The 22,348-nt window shown below is 47.3% G+C and carries 18 protein-coding genes; all 18 read right to left on the bottom strand.

The window, feature by feature from the left end; all coding sequences use genetic code 11:
• Positions 1–117: 117 nt before the first annotated feature.
• Positions 118–1,026: a carbohydrate ABC transporter permease gene (locus BLS69_RS29100; protein WP_082763028.1), complete on the bottom strand. Its 909-nt coding sequence runs from the start codon at positions 1,024–1,026 to the stop codon at positions 118–120.
• 15 nt (positions 1,027–1,041) lie between these two features.
• The gene (locus tag BLS69_RS29095; protein WP_074093076.1) at positions 1,042–2,019 is read right to left on the bottom strand and encodes an ABC transporter permease; all 978 of its coding nucleotides are present in this window, start codon (positions 2,017–2,019) and stop codon (positions 1,042–1,044) included.
• Between the two features lie 314 nt (positions 2,020–2,333).
• Positions 2,334–3,746 (bottom strand): alpha-L-fucosidase, encoded by a 1,413-nt coding sequence (locus tag BLS69_RS29090; RefSeq protein WP_091038692.1) that lies wholly within the window; start codon positions 3,744–3,746, stop codon positions 2,334–2,336.
• A gap of 842 nt (positions 3,747–4,588) precedes the next feature.
• Positions 4,589–5,647, bottom strand: coding sequence for a Gfo/Idh/MocA family protein (locus BLS69_RS29085; RefSeq protein ID WP_091038691.1), 1,059 nt, complete (start codon positions 5,645–5,647; stop codon positions 4,589–4,591).
• 255 nt (positions 5,648–5,902) lie between these two features.
• Positions 5,903–6,769 carry a sugar phosphate isomerase/epimerase family protein gene (locus tag BLS69_RS29080; protein WP_091038689.1) on the bottom strand — a complete coding sequence of 289 codons (867 nt, stop codon included), beginning with the start codon at positions 6,767–6,769 and terminating at the stop codon, positions 5,903–5,905.
• A gap of 267 nt (positions 6,770–7,036) precedes the next feature.
• On the bottom strand, positions 7,037–8,818 hold the full coding sequence (locus tag BLS69_RS29075) for a glycoside hydrolase family 35 protein (RefSeq protein ID WP_091038688.1): 1,782 nt from the start codon (positions 8,816–8,818) through the stop codon (positions 7,037–7,039).
• A 1-nt stretch (position 8,819) separates the two neighbouring features.
• Positions 8,820–10,280, bottom strand: a complete 1,461-nt coding sequence (locus BLS69_RS29070) for an alpha-L-fucosidase (protein ID WP_091038686.1) — start codon at positions 10,278–10,280, stop codon at positions 8,820–8,822.
• A gap of 30 nt (positions 10,281–10,310) precedes the next feature.
• The gene (locus BLS69_RS29065) at positions 10,311–11,075 is read right to left on the bottom strand and encodes a copper homeostasis protein CutC (protein WP_091038684.1); all 765 of its coding nucleotides are present in this window, start codon (positions 11,073–11,075) and stop codon (positions 10,311–10,313) included.
• Positions 11,076–11,529: 454 nt separating this feature from the next.
• Complete coding sequence (locus BLS69_RS29060; RefSeq protein ID WP_062837718.1) at positions 11,530–11,721, bottom strand: hypothetical protein; 192 nt, start codon at positions 11,719–11,721, stop codon at positions 11,530–11,532.
• 187 nt (positions 11,722–11,908) lie between these two features.
• Entirely contained in the window at positions 11,909–14,695 is a 2,787-nt protein-coding gene (locus BLS69_RS29055) for a glycoside hydrolase family 3 C-terminal domain-containing protein (protein ID WP_091038682.1), read from the bottom strand.
• A 456-nt stretch (positions 14,696–15,151) separates the two neighbouring features.
• On the bottom strand, positions 15,152–16,240 hold the full coding sequence (locus tag BLS69_RS29050) for a low temperature requirement protein A (RefSeq protein ID WP_091038681.1): 1,089 nt from the start codon (positions 16,238–16,240) through the stop codon (positions 15,152–15,154).
• A gap of 240 nt (positions 16,241–16,480) precedes the next feature.
• Positions 16,481–17,437 (bottom strand): ring-cleaving dioxygenase, encoded by a 957-nt coding sequence (locus BLS69_RS29045; RefSeq protein WP_091038680.1) that lies wholly within the window; start codon positions 17,435–17,437, stop codon positions 16,481–16,483.
• A gap of 127 nt (positions 17,438–17,564) precedes the next feature.
• Positions 17,565–17,795 carry a DUF896 domain-containing protein gene (locus BLS69_RS29040; protein WP_176873142.1) on the bottom strand — a complete coding sequence of 77 codons (231 nt, stop codon included), beginning with the start codon at positions 17,793–17,795 and terminating at the stop codon, positions 17,565–17,567.
• Between the two features lie 246 nt (positions 17,796–18,041).
• Positions 18,042–19,085 carry an SPFH domain-containing protein gene (locus BLS69_RS29035; RefSeq protein WP_091038679.1) on the bottom strand — a complete coding sequence of 348 codons (1,044 nt, stop codon included), beginning with the start codon at positions 19,083–19,085 and terminating at the stop codon, positions 18,042–18,044.
• Between the two features lie 48 nt (positions 19,086–19,133).
• The gene (locus BLS69_RS29030; RefSeq protein ID WP_091038678.1) at positions 19,134–19,934 is read right to left on the bottom strand and encodes a TPM domain-containing protein; all 801 of its coding nucleotides are present in this window, start codon (positions 19,932–19,934) and stop codon (positions 19,134–19,136) included.
• The gene (locus BLS69_RS29025) at positions 19,931–20,962 is read right to left on the bottom strand and encodes a TFIIB-type zinc ribbon-containing protein (protein WP_047841485.1); all 1,032 of its coding nucleotides are present in this window, start codon (positions 20,960–20,962) and stop codon (positions 19,931–19,933) included. The genes BLS69_RS29030 and BLS69_RS29025 overlap by 4 nt, the downstream gene beginning before the upstream one ends.
• A gap of 36 nt (positions 20,963–20,998) precedes the next feature.
• Positions 20,999–21,703 carry a PspA/IM30 family protein gene (locus tag BLS69_RS29020; protein WP_091038677.1) on the bottom strand — a complete coding sequence of 235 codons (705 nt, stop codon included), beginning with the start codon at positions 21,701–21,703 and terminating at the stop codon, positions 20,999–21,001.
• Positions 21,704–21,931: 228 nt separating this feature from the next.
• Positions 21,932–22,150, bottom strand: a complete 219-nt coding sequence (locus BLS69_RS29015; RefSeq protein WP_076329625.1) for a hypothetical protein — start codon at positions 22,148–22,150, stop codon at positions 21,932–21,934.
• Between the last annotated feature and the right edge of the window lie 198 nt (positions 22,151–22,348).

The following is a 22,348-nucleotide window of genomic DNA, read 5'->3' as shown; positions in this document are numbered from 1 at the left end:
TGTTTATAACGGCAAATTATTGACTTGTACTGCATGCACGTATATAAAATCGACCCCGGAAGCCGGCGTGTTCCTTCCACCTCCTTTCAAGAGGCAACCGGGCTTAACTCACAAGGATTAACCTTTGAGGGAACCCACCATGACCCCTTTAACAAAATGCTTCTGTACAAATGGATACATGATCAGAATTGGAATACTCGCGACAACGATCAGTGCATATTTCAACACCTGCTCGAACCCTTGGTCCCGCATCTGTTGGCTGGTATTGGCAAGCATCGCCGGATCAGCCGCGTTCAGGATGAGCAGATTGCGAAGCACGTATTGCAGAGGGAACAACTTCTCGGAACGCAGATAGATCAGTGCATCAAAGTACGCATTCCAGTGACCTACGGCATACATGAGTGTCATGACCGCCAGAATGGGCTTTGATAAGGGAAGAACCACGCTGATCAGATACCGGATATCCCGGCAACCATCCATTTCTGCGGCCTCTCCAAGCTCTTCCGGGATGGAAGACTGGAAGAACGTCCTTGCCACGATGACCTGGAACACCGCGAGCGCCCCGGGCAACCACATCGCCCAACGTGTATCCAGCAGGTGTAAGTCCTTCATCAGGAGGTAGGTGGGAATCAGACCACCATCAAAGAACATCGTGATCATCATGAAAATAATGATGGCTCCTCGTCCATAAAACGATTTTCGTGACAAAGGATACGCCAGCATGACGGTCAGCACCACGTTAATGAACGTACCCACCACGGTGTAGATGATCGTGTTATAGAAACCGAGCATAAGCTGTTGGCTTTTGAAAATGGAGATGTATGCCTTGATGTTAAAGTCTACCGGGAACAGCCACACCTGACCGGATGTCACGGCTCGTGAAGAGCTAAACGAAGAACTGATGATATACAAGAGCGGATAAAACACCGTTAGCAGTATGGCGAACAGAAAGATGTAGTTAAGTGTCATGAAAATGCGGTCACCGAGCGGGTCCTTGATCCGGTTACGATTAATCAGGTTGAACATGGATAAGCTCCTCCTTTACCACAAGCTGTTCTGGGATACTTTGCGAGATATGCCGTTGACGATAACCAGCAGGATCAGGTTGATAATGGAGTTGAAGAACCCTACTGCCGAGGAGAAGCTGAAATTCGCTCCGATCAGACCCACCTTGTACACATACGTGGAGATGACCTCCGAAGCGCTTGTGTTGAGTGGATTCTGCATCAGGTATATTTTCTCAAAGCCCACGCCCATAATGCTGCCCAGACTCAGAATCAGCATGATAACGGTGACTGGAACGAGCGATGGGAGGTCGATGTGCCATATTTTCCGAAGCCTTGATGCGCCGTCCATCTTTGCTGCTTCATAGAGAGATGGATCAACGCCAGCAAGAGCTGCGATATATATTATTGATGAATATCCCATGCCCTGCCACACACCTGACCAGACATAGATCGATTTGAAGTATTCCGGGATGCCCATGAAATTGGTCATCGGGAAGCCGAGCAGTGTGAACAGCTTGTCTACCACGCCCACATGTGGGGAGAGCATCAGAATGATAATGGATACCATAACAACCGTTGAGATAAAATGCGGAGCGTAGGTGACCATCTGTACGGTCTTCTTGAAGTAACCCGTTCGAATCTCATTCAGCGCCAGGGCCAGCAGGATCGGAATAGGGAAACCCGCAATTAAGGAATAAAAGCTGATGCCTATCGTGTTTTTGATTAACAGCCAGAAGTTTGGAGATTGGAAGAAGGCCTCAAAGTGTTTGAATCCGACCCACGGGCTTCCCCAGATTCCTTTGACCACACTGAAGTCCTTGAAGGCGATCTGGACACCCACCATAGGGATGTACTTGAAGATCAACAGATACAACACCGGGGGCAGCACGAGCAGGTAGAGCTCCCAGTGTTTCTTGAGGCTTTTGATGAATGGATGCTGCCGCTTGGGCTCCACATGTTTCCTCTGCTGGAGTTCCATCTTGGCGGGTATGCTTTCCGTAGCTCGACTCATTTGCGTCACTCCTTCTACACCTCAAGTGTAATAATACATTACATTTACATCCCTTAAACATCCTTTTTTCTGTTCTCGTTTCCTTGTTAAACACAAATGATGTAAACATTCATATCAGGTAGCGCTTTCTTGATTTGATAGTACATCGCACGGTAAACTTTTATCAATTTGCAATTTTCTCCGACTTCTCTTTATTCCACAAACCCTTGTGTGACAAGCGATTGCGAGCCGTTTCTATTGGGAACTGTGTCCCTTATGTATGAATAAAAAAATCCCGGAGGTGGTTATATCTCCCCCGGAATTGACATGGCATTCTATGCGCTTGTGACCAGCCTGAACGTATGTGTGATCGGCGCTTCAATGGTTGTAGCGGATTGTGGCAGTTCCACGAGAAGTCCGTCTTCCGTATGCTGATACGAAAGTACGTCATCGCTACCGATGAGTTCGATACGCTCTACCTTTTCCAGATAAGGAATGACCAACTGTGGTTGTACGGTCTCATTCTCATTTCGGTATATACGGAAGGCATATACGGTGTTGATCTCTTCTTTCTGTGTGAAAGCCCAATCTTTCGTAAAATATGGCCCGCAGATCCGGGTTCCATAGACGCCTTCTCCATGAGTACCCAACCATTCACCGAGGCCCTTGATGCCTCGAATTGCCCCTTTTGGCAGACGCCCATCGGGTTGCGGTCCTACATTCAGCGCCAGGTTACCACCCTTGGACACGACTTCGAGCAGAATATGTGCCAGCTGTCTTCCCGTTTTATACTGATCATCGAAACCAAAAGCAAAGGAGTTGCCCACGGTAATACAGCTTTCCCATGGAATGTTCATCGGATGTTCCGGTATGGTCTGCTCGGGGGTAACGATATTCTCATACGGCCCACCCACGGTGCGATCTGCGGACAGAAGCCAAGGTTGTGTGGTCTGACGCGCCCGTTCCACGACTTCTCCCAGCCTGATATCCTGACCATGGCGACCTTCGCGCACCCATCCAGCATCCAGCCACAGACATTCGATTCGCCCGTAATTCGTCAGCAGTTCCATGATCTGCTCATGCGTCAACTCCACGAATTTCTCCCACAGCCACGGATACTTATGGGGATCATACGAAGGCCCGCGCCACATATGACGTCCACGCTCCATGCCCGGTGCCCAGTAATACGGGGTATGCCAGTCCGCTTTGGAGAAATACGCTGAGATGCCGAGTCCTTTGGCCCGAAAAGCGTCAAATAGTGATCGACAGATGTCCGCATACTTATGGGTATGAAAAGGCGTGTCCTTACCCGTAATCCGGTAATCCGTCGTCTTGGTATCCCACATGCAGAAACCGTCATGGTGTTTGGTGGTGAACAGGAAGTATTTGAACCCGTTATCTGCCGCCATCTGTGCCCATTCCTCGGGCTGGAAGCGAATCGGATTGAAAGTTTTGTTCAGATCGAAATATTCCCGTTTGAAATCTTCCATGTCATCCGTCCAGTCGATGTCATCGCGCGACCAATCGCCATCCTCGTCGCTCAGCGCCCAGGATTCCACGAGACCAAGCTGGGAATACGGCCCCCAGTGCATCATCAGCCCCAGCTTCTGGTCTTTGAACCACTCCAACCGCTCATTCAGCAACGGGTCCTCCGGTTTGATCCACTCTTCCTCTTTGCTAAAATTGTGCACCCCGGCTTCGACAATCTGCTCTTCCTGCTCCAGTACGGTTTCTTTGGTTTCGCTCATCCTGTTTCATCTCCTTTGGATTGGATAAAAGATAAACCTTGCATGTTACGCCTGGTCACTCCGAGTGCAGTACCATCTTTCGATCTCTGTTATCCCCGGATTTCTTTGATTTCACTTTATAATTGTTGGAAATCCGGTGATAAAGGCGAGCGCTTCGCTTCTTCAGATTGGTTCTGCACTCTCCGTTTTGGCGTAAACGCTTAGTTTAACTATTAAGAGGCGTAGTAACTTTGTTATTTCGATTGCGCTGCCATCTCCAATTACTTGTGAACCCTTATTTCCCTCGTTTCTATAGGGAAATTCACGGGCAGAGAGAGTGCGCTTCGTTGCTTTGGATTGGTTTTGCACTCTCCGTTTTGGTGTAAACGGTAAGTATTATAGGACGTCTCTTCAACTTCAGTTTAGGAAGATATACGATGATGCATGTCCGCGCGTTCATAACGTCTTGAATTCCAGACTGGCTGATCCTAGCGAATGGGTAGAGAATTTTCTAAGGAACACAGGGCGTCTTATTTAGCCTTTTGGTCCTCTTTTTAAATTGTAAGGAACATCAGACACGTTATTTCCCGAAATTAGGTGGTAAAAACGCTGTAAACTGCTGTTTATTCTCATATAACGTGTCTCAGGTTTCTTAGATTCTACGGTGCTTCAGAGCCTTAAATAAGACGCCTCAGATTCGTTAGTTCACTCCCTACTCTGCTCCAACCGCGGGCCAAGAAGACGACCCCAAATCCCGCCCGGAGTGGAGCTTTTCATTGAAAAGGAGCGAATTGCTCATAACGTTCAATGCCACGGGAGTAGTAAAGTATCAACTTGGAGCATCTCCGTATTGCAAAGCCCTTTTACAGCGTGATTTCGCGACCTTGACGGGCTGATTCGTAGATGGCACAGAGCATTTTCATCACTTCGACGCCGTCCTCGACGGGACTAAGTGTTTCTTTGCGGCCCTGTGTACTATCGATAAAATGGTTGATTTCATTGCGGAACGAACCCATAAAGTCGAATGATTTGAAATCCACCTGTGGGGTCATGTTCAAAATAGTGTTGAATTTCTCGCCAATAATCGAAATTTCCGGCTCCAGCTCGGCACCGCCTTTGTCGCCATATAGTTTGACCGAAGTCTCATCTGCTTTGGCATGAAGTGTGAAACTGACGTCTACGAGCAGGCTTGCTCCGTTCTCGAAACGAATTAGGGCATTCGCCATGTCCTCAACGGTGTTCTGTTCCGCGTCATAGTCGGCTGCTTTGTAGAACGAAAGATTGTTAATGTTCGAGCGGTTCCCCAAACGGTTGGATACGTTAGCGGAGACGGATTTCACCTTCGGTCTGCCCATCAGATACCAGCAAATGTCGATCACATGCACCCCGATATCAATCAGCGGGCCGCCGCCGGAGCGTTTGACATCCGAGAACCAGCCACCCGGATTGCCCAGACGACGCAGACTGGAGGCTTTGGCATAATAGATCTCGCCCAGTTCACCCTCATCAATAAACTTCTTCAGAATTTGTGCATTGTCGCTATAGCGGCGAACAAAACCAACTTGCAGCAGCTTTCCGCTGCGATGAACCGCCTTCTCTACTTCGAGGGCATCCTCCACCGTTTGGCAGAGTGGTTTTTCACATAACACATTTTTGCCTGCGTCCAGAGCAGCAATGCTAATCTCTGCATGGGAGTCGTTCCATGTACAGATGCTGACGGAATGGATCTCGGGCAGTGCGAGCAGTTCCTTATAATCGGTAAACACATGAGGAGCATCATATTGCTTTGCCACTTCTGTGGCACGTTCTGCATTCAGGTCGCAGATGGCGTATATTTCAACGTCAGGGTTACTGGCATAGGCTTGCAAATGGCAATCGGATATTGATCCGGCACCGATGACGGCGACTTTCAATTTGGACATAGTGCTGATTCCTCCATAAATAAAATAATTGACGTCCAGCGGGTAGACGTTCCGGTTGCGAATCGTTCTTCCGATCGCTCTTATCCCCAGATTTCTTTAATCCCCTTATTGCAAAGGGGAAATCCGGTGATAAAGGCGAACACTTCGTTTCTTCAGAATCGATTTCGCCCCCTCCACTACTTTTCCTGACTGAACTAACTTTCTGTTTGAACCATACGTAACAAGTCATATTTCATTTAAAACAAGTACTCAGCCCTATGCCTCTTCCCATAGGCGGCGGACGTTATCCATGGCAATGCGTGAGGCGGTTTTACAATCTTCCATGCCTTCAAATTCAACCGAGATATATCCGTCATACCCGGATTGTTTCAACACACGGAATACCTCAGGCATGTCGATATCGCCATGGCCCACAATGGCACCGCGCAAGTAATTGCCATGCGAGGTTTGGAACCAGCCTTCACCGGGGTTCCGGTAGGAAGGTCTCCAGTAGAAGTCTTTGGCGTGCACGATCGACGCATACGGAATGTTATTTTTTACGGCACTCACCGGATCTTCATCCACGCAGAGGAAATTGCCCACATCCAGTGTGGTCTTGAAGTTGCTCCTCGCTGTTTCGTGTAACAAACGCTGAATTCGCTCACTCGACTGCACATAGTACCCATGGTTCTCGACGCTTGTTGTGATTCCAAAACCTGCTGCATAATCGGCTATCCGCTGACAGGCTTTCACCAGTTCCGGTAGGTCGATCTCGAACTGTGCTACGGTTCCTTCTGGTGCAGGGCGAAAAGCCACGTCATGACGCATCAACTTCACGCCGAGCGCTGCAGCCACATCCACATGTCGCATTACATTCTGGATCTCTTGCTCCAACGCTTCGGCGTCCTCCTGCACAGCAAAGTTAGCACCGATGGCATAATTGGAAATATCGATTCCTACCTCTTTTGCCACAGCTTTAATCTCATCAATCAACTCCGGATTATCGATCAGACTGAATCCCATCGGGACAATCTCCACATGTTCCCCGCCCTGATCGGCAATCCAGCGAATGGCATCGGGCACGGTTAATTCTTTACGATCCAATGCTTGTTGCAGACTGTAAGTGCTGAGTCCAACTTTCATTTTCCCTCATCCTCTCCTGTAGGACGTGTCTCAAAACTCACTGAAGTGCATCTTTTACCGCCTTTTCGCCCCCTGCTGCGTCACTTTCCCTTGACGTGCCCCGGCACGCCTGCGGAAAATCTCCTTGCTTGGAACGAAAATTCGGGAAAATCTGCGTCCTTCGGAGTTTTCAGACACGCCCTAGTCGATGTCCATACCCAACGTATACCTTTTTCTGGCGGACACGACAATTATCAATAATCGTTTGGCTCTACTATTTTCCTTTTCCTAGCCCAAATCCGGTGTATCCACAAACGTTACGGCCAGTTCAGCCGTCTGATGAAGCTCGAATACCATGATTTCATTCTCACCTTCACGAAGAAGCGGGGCAGGCACATACAACGTTTTTTGCGGTCCTTTATTCCAGTAGCGTCCCAGATTGAATCCGTTTACAAATACAACTCCCTTGGTCCAGTTATCCAGTCGCAGAAAAGTATCTCTTACATCCGTGATCTGAAGATTTCCCCTATAAAAGGCTGGTCCCGGTACTTCATTAATTGTTTCGTTAATTGCTTCGCTAATCACATCGCTGAATTGTAAACCGGACAGATCAGTTAATGGCAGACAATGAATCGTCCAATCATATAAAAATTGAAAGCCATGTCGCCCCCCCTCCGTAATCCCCTTCGGATCTCTCAGATACGGGCCATAGTTGATTCGTCCCATATTTTCGACAAGGATCAATAGATCTACGCCCTCTGGCGGCACTGCAAAGGATACCGATAATTCCGTATTCCCCCGTTCGAGCACGCCCTGAAATTGCCCATCAACAAACACAAGCGCACGGTCACGCACCTCCTGAATCACCAGTTCCTGTCGCTCTCTAGGCCCGGAAATTCGGGTTTGATAACAAATAAATCCATAATCTTGACCCAGCTTCTCCATCGGTTCTGGATTCGTACGATGCAACGGGACTGATATCCGGTCCAACTGCGCCAGTAATGGCGCCTGCTGATTTAACTCCAATCGCCCATAGCCGATAGTCCCCTTCGATTCTGGCAGCACAAGCTCACCCAGACCGCTGTCGCTATACCGAGCAATAAGGTCCCTCACCGCATGGAACTTCGCTGTTGGCTTCCCGGATTCGCTGAGCAGTGAATCGTAGTCGTAACTTGTAATTGTGGGTTCGTATTGATCCTTCTGCTGACAGTTCGCCCCATTGTAAAATCCAAAGTTTGTTCCACCGTGGAACATATAAAAGTTAACCGAAGCTCCTGCTCGAAGCATCTCCTCAAACACAACAGCCACATCTGCGGCTTCTCGGGTATGATGCGACTCACCCCAGTGGTCGAACCAGCCGTTCCAATACTCCATGCACATCAAAGGTTCTTCTGCCTGATATTCACGCAGCTTGGCAAACGCTCCCTGCGTCCCTGATCCAAAATTGACTGTAGCCAGATGCCCCGCCACTGATCCCGCTTGCAGCATGTGGTCTGTCGGCCCGTCCGAGGTAAATAACAACACATCCATACCTCGCTCCACCATGCCATCACGTAAATATTGCAGGTAACTCGCGTCATTCCCGAAGCTGCCGTACTCATTTTCAATTTGCATTGCAATGATCGGCCCACCATGGGTGCTCAGAAGAGGTTTCAATTTGGGCAAAAGCACATCATAATAACGATCCACATTCGCCAGAAATTTTGCATCATTACAACGAAGACGGATATCATCATCAGCAAGCAGCCAGGCAGGTAATCCGCCAAACTCCCACTCAGCACATATATAAGGACTTGGGCGAACAATCACATGCAGACCCACATCTCCCGCAATGCGAATAAAACGTTCCAGATCAGCCATGCCTTCAAAACAATACTGCCCCGGCTGGAGCTCATGAACATTCCACGGCACATACGTTTCTACTGTATTGAAACCGCAGGCTTTTAGCTTGAGTAACCGATCCTCCCAATAGTCGGGGACCACTCTGAAATAATGGATGGCACCCGACAAAATCCGAATAGGCTCGCCATCATACATAAATTGTGAACCTTTATACGTCAGCACCGCCATTTTACAACCCTCCCCGCTCGCTCAGATATATGCCTAACCCGGACAACGTAGGATACCATCTGGATTCATGAATGGTTAATCGCATCTTTCTCGATGTGACCTGTGGGAAACAGCAAATTCGCTTATACCCCACCACCGTCCCCGTGTAAAACTCTTCCCAACCACCATCTGCTCTCTGCGACTCCAGTGTAAAACGCTCAATCCGTTGGCCTGTCTGGATATGTTCCATCAGCACCACCCGGTCAAATGATCGTTCTTCCTGCAAATCCAGCTCGATCCAAGCCTGCTCCGTTCCTTCGTGAGGACACCAATACGTTTCCCGGCGTTCCGTCAGCACTTCCGATACGGCATGTTGTTCATCCATCGTCTCCGATGCTTTTACCAGCGCCTGCAAGGCGAAATTTTCCTGAAAAATGGTGCGCAGCGAATCTCCCAATTCCTGTAGTCGCTCAACATCCGTTTCGTGAATGAGACCACGCGTATCAGGTGGCAGATTGAGTAAAAAGGTGGCATTGCCCCCCACTGCGCCGTAATAGACGGCGAGCAGTTCTTCCAGTGTTTTGACCTGATCATCTTCACTGGCATGATAGAACCATCCCGGGCGAATTGAGGTATTCACCTCGGCAGGGTACCAGATCAGTTGGTCACCTTGGGAACGAATGACCTCTCGGCTTCCCAAATCACTGTCCTGCGTATTGATCCTTGTGGCAAACTCACCATCATCCACCTGTTGCGATTGCTCCTGAATCTTCTCATTATCCTGCATATGCGCTGGCACAACGCTCCATTCCGAATCACGCGTATGTCCCGCTTCATTGCCACACCAACGTACATCCGGGCCACATACCGAGATGACAGCTTCGGGCTGAAGTTCACGAATAAGCGCATAATAGGTGTCCCAGTCGTAGACCTGCCTTTTGCTATTCGGCCCTTCTCCGCACGCTCCATCGAACCATACACAGAAGATGTCACCATAATTGGTGAGCAGCTCGCGTAACTGATGGAGGAAAAACTCGTTATACCTCTCGGAATCTCCATAAGTGGCTTCATGCCGATCCCAAGGAGACAGGTACACGCCAAACTTCAATCCACCCTCACGACAGGCATCCGCGACTTCCCGAACCAAATCCCCCGCACCGTTCCTCCACGGACTGGCTGCAACCGTATGCTCTGTAAACTGGCTTGGCCACAAACAAAATCCATCATGATGCTTACATGTCAAAATCAGCCCCTTCATCCCCGCAGCCTTGCACGCCTGCACCCATTGCGCTGCGCTCAGTTCAGAAGGATTGAAAATCGCCGGGTCTTCCTCCCCAGTGCCCCATTCCTGATCCGTAAATGTATTTACCGTAAAATGAATAAACGCGTAGAACTCCATCTCCTGCCATCTCAGCTGGCGTTCGGATGGGCTGACCTGTGCTGCGGACTTAATCCATTCGGCTGGTTGCAGTTCATAATTCATGGCGTATCACTCCTTTTATTTAGCGCATCCCTATATCATTGGACCACCCTTGCTTGGACCGCTACTCAGTACACTACTGTCCATGAATGGCTGTGATGCAAGCAATAACTGCTGCTTAGCTTCTTCAACCAAATGTGGATCAATGGGATAATTAAAGCTGCCTTTGTACCTCACGCCTGATCCCATATGTATCTCTGTGATACCCGTCTGACTCACTAGCGTTTGAATTCCCTCTATGGTGACCCCCGACCCTGCCATGACAGCGATGTTCAAGGTTTGCCCCAGGTCCTGGAGCTGTTTCAGTTCCAGTATGGCTTCAGGCGCTGTCTGTTTCCCTCCCGATGTAAGCACACGCTCCACGTTTCCCAATGTGTTAATGGCCTTGAGCGCCTCAGTCAGGCTTGTGCTCACATCAATTGCCCGATGAAACGTAACGCCCAAACCCTGTGCTTCGGCCATACATGATTGCAAGGATATGAGGTCGACTTCACCAGCTCCTGTAAGAGCGCCGATCACGATGCCAGCGGCTCCAAGTTCCCTCGCCACGCGTACATCCCTGGTCATAGCGTGGATGTCATCTGCGCTATAGCAGAACGAGCGGCTATGCGGACGGATCATGACATACACTGGGATGGAGACTTGAGACAGCACATGCTCCATGACGCCATAACTGGGAGTAAGTCCTCCTTCAGACATCGCAGACACCAGTTCAATCCGATCAGCCCCTCCCTCCTCAGCTGCCTTGGCATCTTCCACATCCACAGCAATGACTTCCAATACAGGCTGTCTCTTCATAAGGATCGCTCCCTTCACTTCATCGTAGATTATTCCAGAACCGTTAACCCTTATCGATAGACATCACTCGAACTGCACACAGCCTGATCCATGACATAAAGGACCGACTGAACGCTTCATCAGCGCTCCTGCGGTCCTTCTTCATCATTATGGGCGACGGTCAGCTTCTCGGAACGCAATCCGAATAGGCTGACCTTCCTGAAAGATATATTGTTTGTAGGCAATGATCTTCATGATTGGATTCTCCTTTGAGGACCGGAATGGGGGAGGCTGGCAAATAGAGAGTGCAACGGATTTCATCACTTCATCTAATTAATTTGTTATTTTTGTTATTTATAATGTTATCATTTATTAGCAATAGTCTAAAACGTTAGGATCAGAACGTCAATACAAAAAAAGACACCCGGAGGGTGTCTTCGTGTCTTGGATAACCTTCTGGTTATCCGAGCTTTTTCTATTTTTTACGCCGAGCCTTCGTCATTCGATTAAACATAATCAGAGCAGCAATAATCATGGCTATCATGGCAATATTACTCGCCACTTCTTGTGATAATCCGAAAAGCACTCCCAGGTTAGTCACCAGGCCTCTCACAATCAGCGCCACCACAACCAGCAGGATTGGACTCAAAAAATTATAATTTCTCATTCCTCGCAACACCCCTGACCCCATTGTTCAGAACTACGAATCTCATAACACTATCATAACAGTAGCTATTCTGTGTTACAACAAAGGACACCCGCGTACAGTGTCCTTTGTGATATACCAACGTATTCTGCTTTGGAACAGAACAACCTTTCGATTGCTCTTATCACCTGATATTTCCGATTAACTTCTACACCTGTTTGAATTCGATCCAGTCAATCTCGAGGCCTGGTTTGGTGAAGTCCAGTTTCAATTCATACAGTCCTGCTTCAAGATCTACTTTGACAAGTTTCTGTCTGATCCATTTGCCTTCCGTACCATTCGTTTGAATGGTGGTTACCAACTGGTCATTCAGGAGCAGGTTACATGCACTTTGAGCGAGTTCCGGCTCAGGGGACATGATCTGTACGATAATCCGGTAATGGCCTGCCTCATCCACTTTCATGTAGACGGGTTCAGCTACCGCAGGTTTCACCTGTGCGTTTTCAACCAGCGCCTGAGCTTGTGCAGCAGATATAGATGCATTCGCTTGGAACGAAGCAACGTTCTCCACAATTTCGTGTTTTCGACCGGACACCGGTGCATTCATGATGAACTTGCAGATATTAATCGCTGAGCGTTGCAGCTCTCCGCGAGTCAATGTTCCATTTTCCAAGGATTCAATCGTGTTGTCGTCCCAGCCATTGATCTCTGCGCCGTAGTTCGGTACAACCATGTAGAGATCATTCTGCGCACGAATCATCCAGTTGGTGTATTTGCGATCAGCTTCTCCACCTTCGGTCACATCATTCATAATCGCCCACCAGTCGGTCATTACGATTCCTTCGAAATTCCATTCGCCGCGCAGAATTGTGGTGTTCAGGTCATAGTTAGATGCCGCCCAGTGTCCGTTAACCGGGTTGTAGGAAGTCATGATGGAGTTCGCTCCGCCTTCTTTTACAGCGATTTCGAACCCTTTCAGGTAAATTTCACGCAGTGCGCGCTCAGAGACAACGGCATCTACTTTACTGCGGTGTTTCTCCTGATTGTTGCAGGCAAAGTGTTTCAGTGTGGCATTGGAACCACCCTTCATGATACCTTTTGTACATGCTGCGGCAAATACGCCCGAGATCAGTGGATCTTCGGAGAAATACTCAAAGTTCCGGCCATTGAGCGGGCTCCGGCGGATATTAAGTCCAGGTCCGAGCAGGGTATCCACCTGATTTCTCAGCAATTCCTGTCCTTCCATCACATACAACTCTTCAACGAGATCCTTGTTCCATGTCGCCGCAAGCAACGTACCAATGGATACCTGTGTTGCCTTCTCGCCACTATCCATACGAATACCGGACGGGCCATCTGCCGTACATGCTACCGGAATACCGTAGTTAAACAGGCTGTCGCTGACACCACCAAATGCAGATGCCGTCCCCGAAGTAACGAGCGGACTGCTCATACCTTCGCCACGGACAATCGCCGCCAGATCCTGATCACTCAGTTGAGCGATGAAGGTTTCCAGACTCACTTTGCCAGCCTTAACATCACTCAGCTTGTGGCCCTGGTTGCCCGTCTGCTCCAGCGTTTGCGGGAGATTCTGCTCAATCCGGTTCGACATGGAAATCTTACGTTTCGGTACTTCTGCATAAGTCAGTTCATAAGATCCATCTTCCTTGCGCGAACCTGGTTTCATCCGTGTAAAATCTTCAGTTGGGGCCATCGCTTCTTGCAGTTGCTCCACCAATTGAAGAGATTCAATACTATAGCCATCCTGGCCATCAATGCTGATATGCTGCACTTGTTTCACACTGGTTCCTACGTGCAGTCGGTATGTGCCTTCTTCCAGAACGTATGCGGAAGCATGACCTGTAACACCTGCATCATCGTAAGATGCCATCGCATGGATCGGGAAACTGATCGTCAGAAGTTCTGACTCGCCCGGCTGCAACAATCCTGTTTTTCCAAAAGCCACCAAAGCCTTCACCGGTTGTCCCAGTTTGCCTTGTGGTGCTTCATAGTAGACCTGCACAACCTCTTTGCCCGCATATGTTGTACCTGAGTTGGTCACATTTACACGAACTTCAATGTAGGTATCACCGTCTTTGGAGGACACGGATTTTGCTTCTTCGTGCTGGGCCAAAAACGTCGTATAAGACAGGCCGTAACCGAATTCAAACTGAACGCGCTCAGGTCGAAACGTTTCGAAATATCGATAACCTACATAGATATCTTCCTGATACAGGTTCTTGAACTCATTGCCATAGTTGCTTGTCGAAGGGTAATCTTCAATGGAATATGCAATCGTATCTGTCAGTTTACCGCTTGGTGTAACGTCCCCCGCCAGCACATCGGCAATCGCGTTGCCACCCTCCATACCGCCATGCCAGGAGTAAATTACGCCTTGGATTGGATGTAGATACGTTTCGTTTAACCAGCTCATGTCGATGATATTTGAGACATTCAACACAACGATTGTGTGTTCAAATTGCGAAGTAACTTGCTTCAACATCGCTTTCTCATCTTCTGTCAGCTGGTAACTTCCTGGTGCATCCGCATTATCCTGATCTTCTCCAGCTGTACGTCCAATTACAATAATGGCTTTGCTAGACTTGCTTCTGGCTTGTGCAACCAGTTCATCCGTCAAAGGCATCTCTTTCTGATTCCATGGCTCGGCCGCCCATACTTTTCCGCCATCATCAAATGGATTTTCCTCGATCCACTTCTCATAGACAGCTGCCAGTTCTTCATTCACTGTAATATTCTTTTTGCTGCGCAGACCATCCAACAGATTTGTTGTATAGGCCACATGAACGCTACCGCCTGAACCCGTGCCGCTGCGATAATAATTGACTTGAATCCGACCAAAAACTGAAACGTTTTCGTTTTCACGAAGTGGAAGCACTTGGCCTTCATTTCTGAGTAAAACGGCTCCTTCTGCGGCAACCGTACGACTAAACTCTGCAAACCCTTCCAATGGAACTCCGATTTGATGTGTGCTCAATGATTTCCCTCCTGATTGTCATCCCCATACCTACGAATCGCTATATATAAAATGAACTATATAAATTGAACTAAAGAATATTTACACTGGACACTCCGATGACAGAATAACCTTCCGATCGCTGTTATCCCCAGATTTTATGAATCCCCCTTATATGGGGAAAATCCGGGGATAAAGGCGAACGCTTTCGCTTCTTCAGGTTTTTTCTGTCCTCTCCGTTTCGTGTAAATGTTTAGTTCAATTTATATAACAAAACGTACACTCATTTTATAAAAAGATATTCTATGATCTGGTAGATTCACTTGTACCTAGTCTCATATTAACAGATTCTATAGAAGAAATTAAATTAGATTTGTGCTTTATTTATTTAATTAAAACATGTCTAGGATTAGCAGCATAATAAAAAGCCACGGACACCTGTTGTCCGTGACTTTTCTTGATTTTATATTACTCATATTAAGTCGTAAGTTTCGCATACACCAGGAAGAATAACATGTCTTCGCCCATGATGACATAACCCGGAACCTGGTAGACCAGATCCACAAGGACAAATGCCACAAGCAACCCTACCATGACCGCCAGATGACGCGGGCCCAGCCGCAGATGTGCGTGTCTGTAACGATGAAACACAAGGGAAGTTGACAAGAAATACAACAGCGTTGATCCAAATACAAACCCTAGCATGAACACATAGTTTAACTGATTCTGATATAACAGCTGAATTGAAGCAGCGATCATACTCATGGAGATGTAGATGAACAGATGACCGTATATGATCGCTTGCCCGGCAGTCTGGATCTCTTTGCTGACCTTTTTCTCCACGTTGTCAAAGTACTGCCACCACATCGCAATGACAAAGATGGACGTAAAGGCGGCAAACAAAATCGATTTCATATCCCAATGATCGGCTTGCAACACAGCGATAATGCTCACCACCGATTCACCCAGCAGGATGAGTGTAAATAACGCGAAACGTTCCAACAAGTGATGGGTCTGAACTGGCACTTTCACCAAGTTTTTGCGTCCGATCAGCGGAAGCACAATATCCACTGCAATCCCCACATACAAAATCAAGTAGCGCAGCCAGGAATCGAAGAATAATGAACCCGATGAGATCAATATACCAATGAGGAAACATGTACCCAAGTAACGAGCGGCTTGCTGCTGATGCTCGCCTTTTGACTTGTGAGCTGTCAGATACTGAATCGCCGTAAATGCCCTTGAGCCGATATATCCAATGAAGAAGGACAGGTAGTATTGGTCAAAATGGGTAGAGAGGCTCGCCGTCATGACCATAACGGACAGAAGCTGAAGGATGAGGAATATTCGATGGATCAGGATATCTTGACCATAGCGGTTAATAAACAAGGTCTGACCGACCCATGCCCACCAAACAGGGATAAAAATAAGCACAAACTTCATTAAATATTCAAACGTAATTACTCCATGTTCGGCATGTAACAAGACATGACCCGCTTTGGAGACCGCTGCTACGAAGAGCAGATCGTAAAACAGCTCCAGCCAGGTAACCTTTTTCTCCATCATCCTTCGTTGCTCCTTTAGGTTTTAATTCACACATACACTCCGATGACAGAATAACCCTCCAATCGCTGTTATCCCCAGATTTTTTTGATTCCCTTTTCCTAAGGGAAAATCCGGGGATAACGTATGCTTTCGAAGTAGCTTTCTTGCAGAAAGCTTGTAGCTTCGCTTTTTCAGGTTTTTTCTGTCCTCTCCGTTATTGTGTAAATGGATAGTTCAACCTATATAGTAATAGAACTCTTATTAATTCGCAGCTGTAGCAGGTACGAGCGTTCTTACCACAATTGGTTGCAGATTGTCCTCAATTTGAGGGCGGTATTTCTCAAACCACTCTGGCAGCATCAATTTTTGTCCAAGAGAATCAGCAGGTTCATCTTTGGCAAAGCCCGGAGGATCGGTAGCAATCTCGAACAGAATGCCGCCAGCTTCTCTGAAGTAGATTGCGTTAAAGTACTGACGATCCCGCACTGGAGTCGGTTGGTACCCGTAATCACGTACAGCTTCGCTCCACTGTGCATGCTCCTCATCATCTTTGGCACGCCATGCAATATGGTGCACGGTTCCTGCGCCGCCCATTCCCAGAGCCATTCGGGTCACTGGAACATCTACGACATTACCGATATCCCCGCTGGACCGGAAACGAGCATACTCTTCATTTTCACTCACTCTGACAAATCCCATGATTTTCTCAAGAGCATCCATCGTTCTTTGTGGGTTAACACTGAACAGGACAGCACCACCAAAGCCTTTGATTGCTTTATCTGTTGGAATTCCTTCGTGCGCCCAAGTGCTGGTTGCTCCCTCTTCCCGTTCAACAAGCTCAAGCCGCAGGCCTTCGCCATCTTCGAATTGAAGCAGGTCTTCATTGAAGCGACTTGTTTTGGTTACCTCAATGTTATACTGTTCCAGCCGATTCTGCCAGAAGCCAATCGACCCAGGAGGAATGACATAGGAAGTGATGCCGACCTGACCTCCGCCAATTTTGCCCCGTGGTGATCCAGCCGATGGGAAGAAGGTAATGATGGTACCTGGGCTTCCGTGTTCATCGCCAAAATACAGATGATATACATCAGGTGCATCGAAATTGATTGTTTTTTTCACCAGACGAAGTCCCAGAACTCCGGCATAAAAATCAACGTTGGCCTGTGGATCTCCTGCGAAAGCTGTAATATGGTGAATACCTGCTGTTTGAATAGTCATGATTAATTCCTCCTTGGTTTGGTAAGCATGTTTTAAATTTAGTAGGTGTTAAAGATAGTTGAGATAGTTGATTTATAGTAATTTGTATTATCTTTAAATTAAGATATATGATCTAGCGAATTGTATTCTAGTTGTTATTTTGATTGGCCTGTTCTTGTTTCAATTTATCAGGAGTCACGTCATCGCCGTTTGGATCATAGATGGTTGCATTCAGCAGAATGTCGTTGACGGAACCGCGAAAAGTTTGCAGATATTCCTGGCGAAGACGAACCTGTTCATCTTTCTCCATCTCCGTCAATCCGCCCTCTTTGGCTTTTCTTGAAAGTTCATTTATTCTGGTCAATGTTGGGATAATCATCTTGATCTCTCCTTGTGTAATGGATTAAAGATATTTGTTTGGTTGTTATTTATGTTTAAATTAAATATCTTAAGTTAAAGATAAATGATTTATGATCGGTTGTCAACTCTTTTATAAAAATTAAATGACTGCACCCGTTCCTCTGCTCTACTCCATGTTGCTTTAAGTATGACTCCAAACAAAAAAAGGGCTAGCTCCGCAGTAATTTCACTTACTACGAACCTAGCCCTACATGTATTTATTTTATTAGCCCAGCTTTTGACCACAGTTCGGACAGAAGTTGGCTCCTTCATTTTTGGCTCCACAGTTCGGGCAGAAGTTTGGCTTCTTGTTGCCTTCTGTAGATGGAGAGTTACCTGAATCACCGTTGCTATTGCCCGCTGGCTTCTGGTCAGCATTCTGATTCTGAGACGAACCCGCATTGTTGTTCTGATTCTGGCCTTGGTTCTGGTTCATATTTTTCATCATTTCATTGGCCATATTCATACCCATCATCATACCCGCCATATCCGAAGCTGCGCCGCCGCCCTGTACTTTACCGGATGAGATGCCATCTGTCATGCTGACCTGTTGATACTTTTGCAGATTACCAATCATCTCATGCGAAGCGGTCTTTGTAATCATATCCTGAATCTCTTTTGGATAGTTGAAGCTCATCACTTGGAAACCGGTAATCCCAATGCCGATGTCCATCATCTGCATATCCAGATCTTCCTGAATCCCCTTGGCAATATCCGATGCATTGGCCTGCAGGTTGAACATATCCTTCCCTTCACGGCTAATCCACTTCATTAGAAGCTGATCCAGCACTGAAGTGATTCGGATTTTGACATCCTCGACCAGATAACTCTGTTTGATGCCTGCAATCTTATCAATCAGGGTCACATAGTCACTTACTTTGAAATTAAATGTTCCGTTGGCCCGAATCGGCATACCGCCCGGGAGCTGTGGTGTTGGAATTAATACTGGACTTTGCGTGCCCCAGCGCACGGTGAACTCTTTGGTATTTACAAACAATACTTCGACCCGCATGCCGCTGTTGAATCCGAATTTGAACCCTTTTAAGGTAGAAAGAAACGGAATGATCTCGGAATCGATATTAAACGATCCTTCGTCCTCGAAAATCCCTTCCACTTTACCGTTATTCAGGAAAATGGCGTCCTGACCCGAACGGATGATAAGTTTACTCCCCTTCTTAATCTCCCGGTTGCTCCATTTCCAAAATATCATGTCATCTCTGAACTCTTCCCATTCCACCACATTCGAAAATTGATTTCTGAAAAATCCCATACTCGTTTCCATCCCTTCTAATTAAAAAATCCGCATACTCCGTAGTGACTAGAACGAACCTCTACTTCCACTGTGTGAATGACCGCCTCGGGAGGTACCCCCGCCTCCTCCTCCGCCACCGTTGTTATTGTTCTTCTCGATTTTGCGCTTGGTTACGGTCGTACGGATATAACGATCCTGACGATCAATGACACTGGAATTGCTTGAATCCTCATAAGTCGCACGATTGACCGTGACACGTCCCCCAGAACGATAGGTCATCACACCAACAACAATACCGCCAAGAACCACAGATACTCCTAACTGAAACCAGCCGTTGAACAAAATGTTGTTCGGATTCACACCAGGTTCATACCCCATATATTTGTAAGAGAGCTCAATGTATTTCTCAAATGCGAGTTTATAATCCCCACTGGATAATTCAGAGGTAATTCGATTACGGATAGCATCAAGCCGCTGATCGTTCAAATATTCTTTTGCCTTATAAAATCCAGCCAGATACACTTCGCGATTATTCATATCCATCGTTAATATGACAGCATTGCCAAATTTCTTGTCGTACCCTAGCCCCTGCTTATCATAAAAATCTTCTGTTAAGAGCATAACATCCTGATTCTCAACATTATTTGTTGTATAGATAACAAAGTCCGTCTGCCGTTCCGCACCATACTGATTCGCAAGTAGATTCAATTCACTTTTCTCCTGCTCACTCAGCAGGTTGGCCTCATCGTAGATAAGGTTTTTGCTATCAGCTGCGGATGCCGATGACATGGAAATCGACGGTGCGACAAAGGTGATCATAAGTAAAATGAGCGTAGCCATCACGGCCAGAGGGGTTCTTTTTCTCATAAGAATCCACCTCCCATCATCCAGGAAACCAGCTTCAGTGACAGCAACGACACCGCAGATACTCCTGCGAACCAGCCGGCCACTTTGGCTTTGCTGATCGGCGGTTTACCGACCACTTTCCCTGTCTGACCATTCATGGCAAAGGTATACTGTGCCCGATTATAGTCATAGTTGACCATCCACACCGGGAGCAGCACATAGTCTGCATTTTTGAGCGTAGTATCAATCTGTTTGTCCGTGTAGCTCACGCTGCTATAACCGGATACGGTTGAGGCAATATAAGAATCAATGTACGATCTCGTTTTATCCTTGGCCCGTGGAAAAAGTTCCTCGTCCGTATAACTATATTTTTCCGCAATGTACCCCGCCAGATACGGGGTTTTGAACAATTTCAGCTGATTATATGGAAAAGGCTCAAGCTTATCCATCAGTTCATCCTTCATTTTCTCCGACGCATCAATGGGCAGATTCACGTAATTCAGCCGAATTCGGCGGTATATATCGAAATGCTGTGTTTCGGTGTAATGGTAGTCACCCTGGGTGTAGGATCTGACCTTGGTGCCACGACCATGCACTTCGATTTTGTTATGTAACTCATACAACCAGAACGGCACGTACATGCCGGTAATGCTCTGAATCCGATCGGCGGACATGAAACCACTTGGTGTTAACAGGCCGTTTTTGCACCACTTTTTGAAAGCCTGCTTGGCTTGATCCTTGTTGATCGAAAAGGGAATCACCATCGCGGGGGCCAGATTGCCCGTCAGCCGATCACTGAGTACAACCGCCGCACCGCAGAAACTGCATGTCGTCGCACTGGTCTCTGGCTCCGTGACAATGTCAGCTCCGCAGCTGTTACAGTGGTATTCTTTGACCTCATTTTCGGTGAATACTTGTCTCTTCAAGGGATCGGGGATCTGCTCTATGTTGTCCTGGCGGCCGCAGCTGGGACAGGATAGTGCACCTGACACACTGTCAAAGATCATACCACTGCCGCAGTTTGGACATTTATATTCAATAACCGGCATCTGCTCACCTCAATGTCAACGAAATGGTGTAACGTATTATTTATTCTTCAGCTTTTCCTGAATCGCTGCGAGTTCTTCCTCTGCACTTGGCGACGCATTCTCATTATTACCCGCATCTGCGTTCATGTCCCTCTCCAACTGGGCTATTAATTCGTCCAAATCATCTTCCTGTGCCCCAGCACGAAGTTCTGCCAAAGCCTCTGCTTCGTTCAGCGCCTGATTCGCCTTGTCTTCCATGGCCTTCAATGCAGCATCAGCTCTGCCCGCAGATGCGTTCCGTTCATTGGCCTGTTGCTGTGCCTTCGCATCTGCCATACGACCTTTCAGTTCTGCATGCCGAGCTTCCAATTGCCCCAGATCTGCAACCAGTTTATCGTTCATATGCTTCATCATCTTGGCTTTAGCAGAAGCACGTTCATAGGCAGCCTGTAATTCGTTCAATTTGTCAGCCAGCTTCACTTTCTTCTCCAGAAAACCACGTGCCTTGTCTTCATCTCCCGACTCCGCTGATTTCTCCGCATACCGCTGTAACTTCTTGACCTCGGCGCTACACTCATCCAATGCTCGCTTCGCCCGGCTCTCATCCGACAATACCGCCGTCGTCTCCGCTTTTACCTGACCCAGATCACTATTCAGGCTGCGCATATACTCATTCACGCTCTTCTCCGGGTCTTCCGCCCGAGACAGCATATGGTTCACATTCGCCTTCATCACGTCTCTAAACCTCGATAAGATTCCCATTACTTGTTCCTCCTCCGAAAAGTTCATATGTATACTATAATACATGAATACGCCCACATACGTTTCACATTTCACGATGGCAAGTGGAGTCTCTCCTTTCCAAAGTAAGTTAATGATGGAGTAATAAAAGAAAAGACGAACACCTATAGTGTCGCCTTATGACCTTGTATAAACACACAATAACTCAAGTACTAATCCTTTCTCGCAATCCACAAATCCCTACCTAATCTACGGCTCGACTGGAAGGCTCTCCACCGCTGTGAAAAACACATCCAATAGTTCAACGTTATACGTTTTATGGACGTATTCGGTTATTAACGCCACATCCTCTTCCCTTTGATACTCCAGACATGGACGGCCCTCACTCCACAGCACCCTGCACGGGAACTTCCCGACAACATCCTTAATGATGTGATCCGGCTCAGCTACTTTATGAATGTCTCCCATATGAAATCTCCTCATTTCTCTATACTTATCGTGTGCAATTATGCATTAATTTTGAAATACGTAACGATTCGATTCAGTGTACTTCATCACATTCCACTCGGGAGAGTTATGAAGGCATATCACACAGGCATTTTGCAGACACAACCGTGTTGGTTCCCCCATAGGTGCCATTCCTTCGCAAGTTGGCTATAATAAGGG

The sequence above is a fragment of the Paenibacillus sp. CF095 genome, assembly GCF_900101225.1.
In the GTDB taxonomy this organism is placed as follows: domain Bacteria; phylum Bacillota; class Bacilli; order Paenibacillales; family Paenibacillaceae; genus Paenibacillus.
This window is presented reverse-complemented; position numbering and strand designations above follow the sequence as displayed.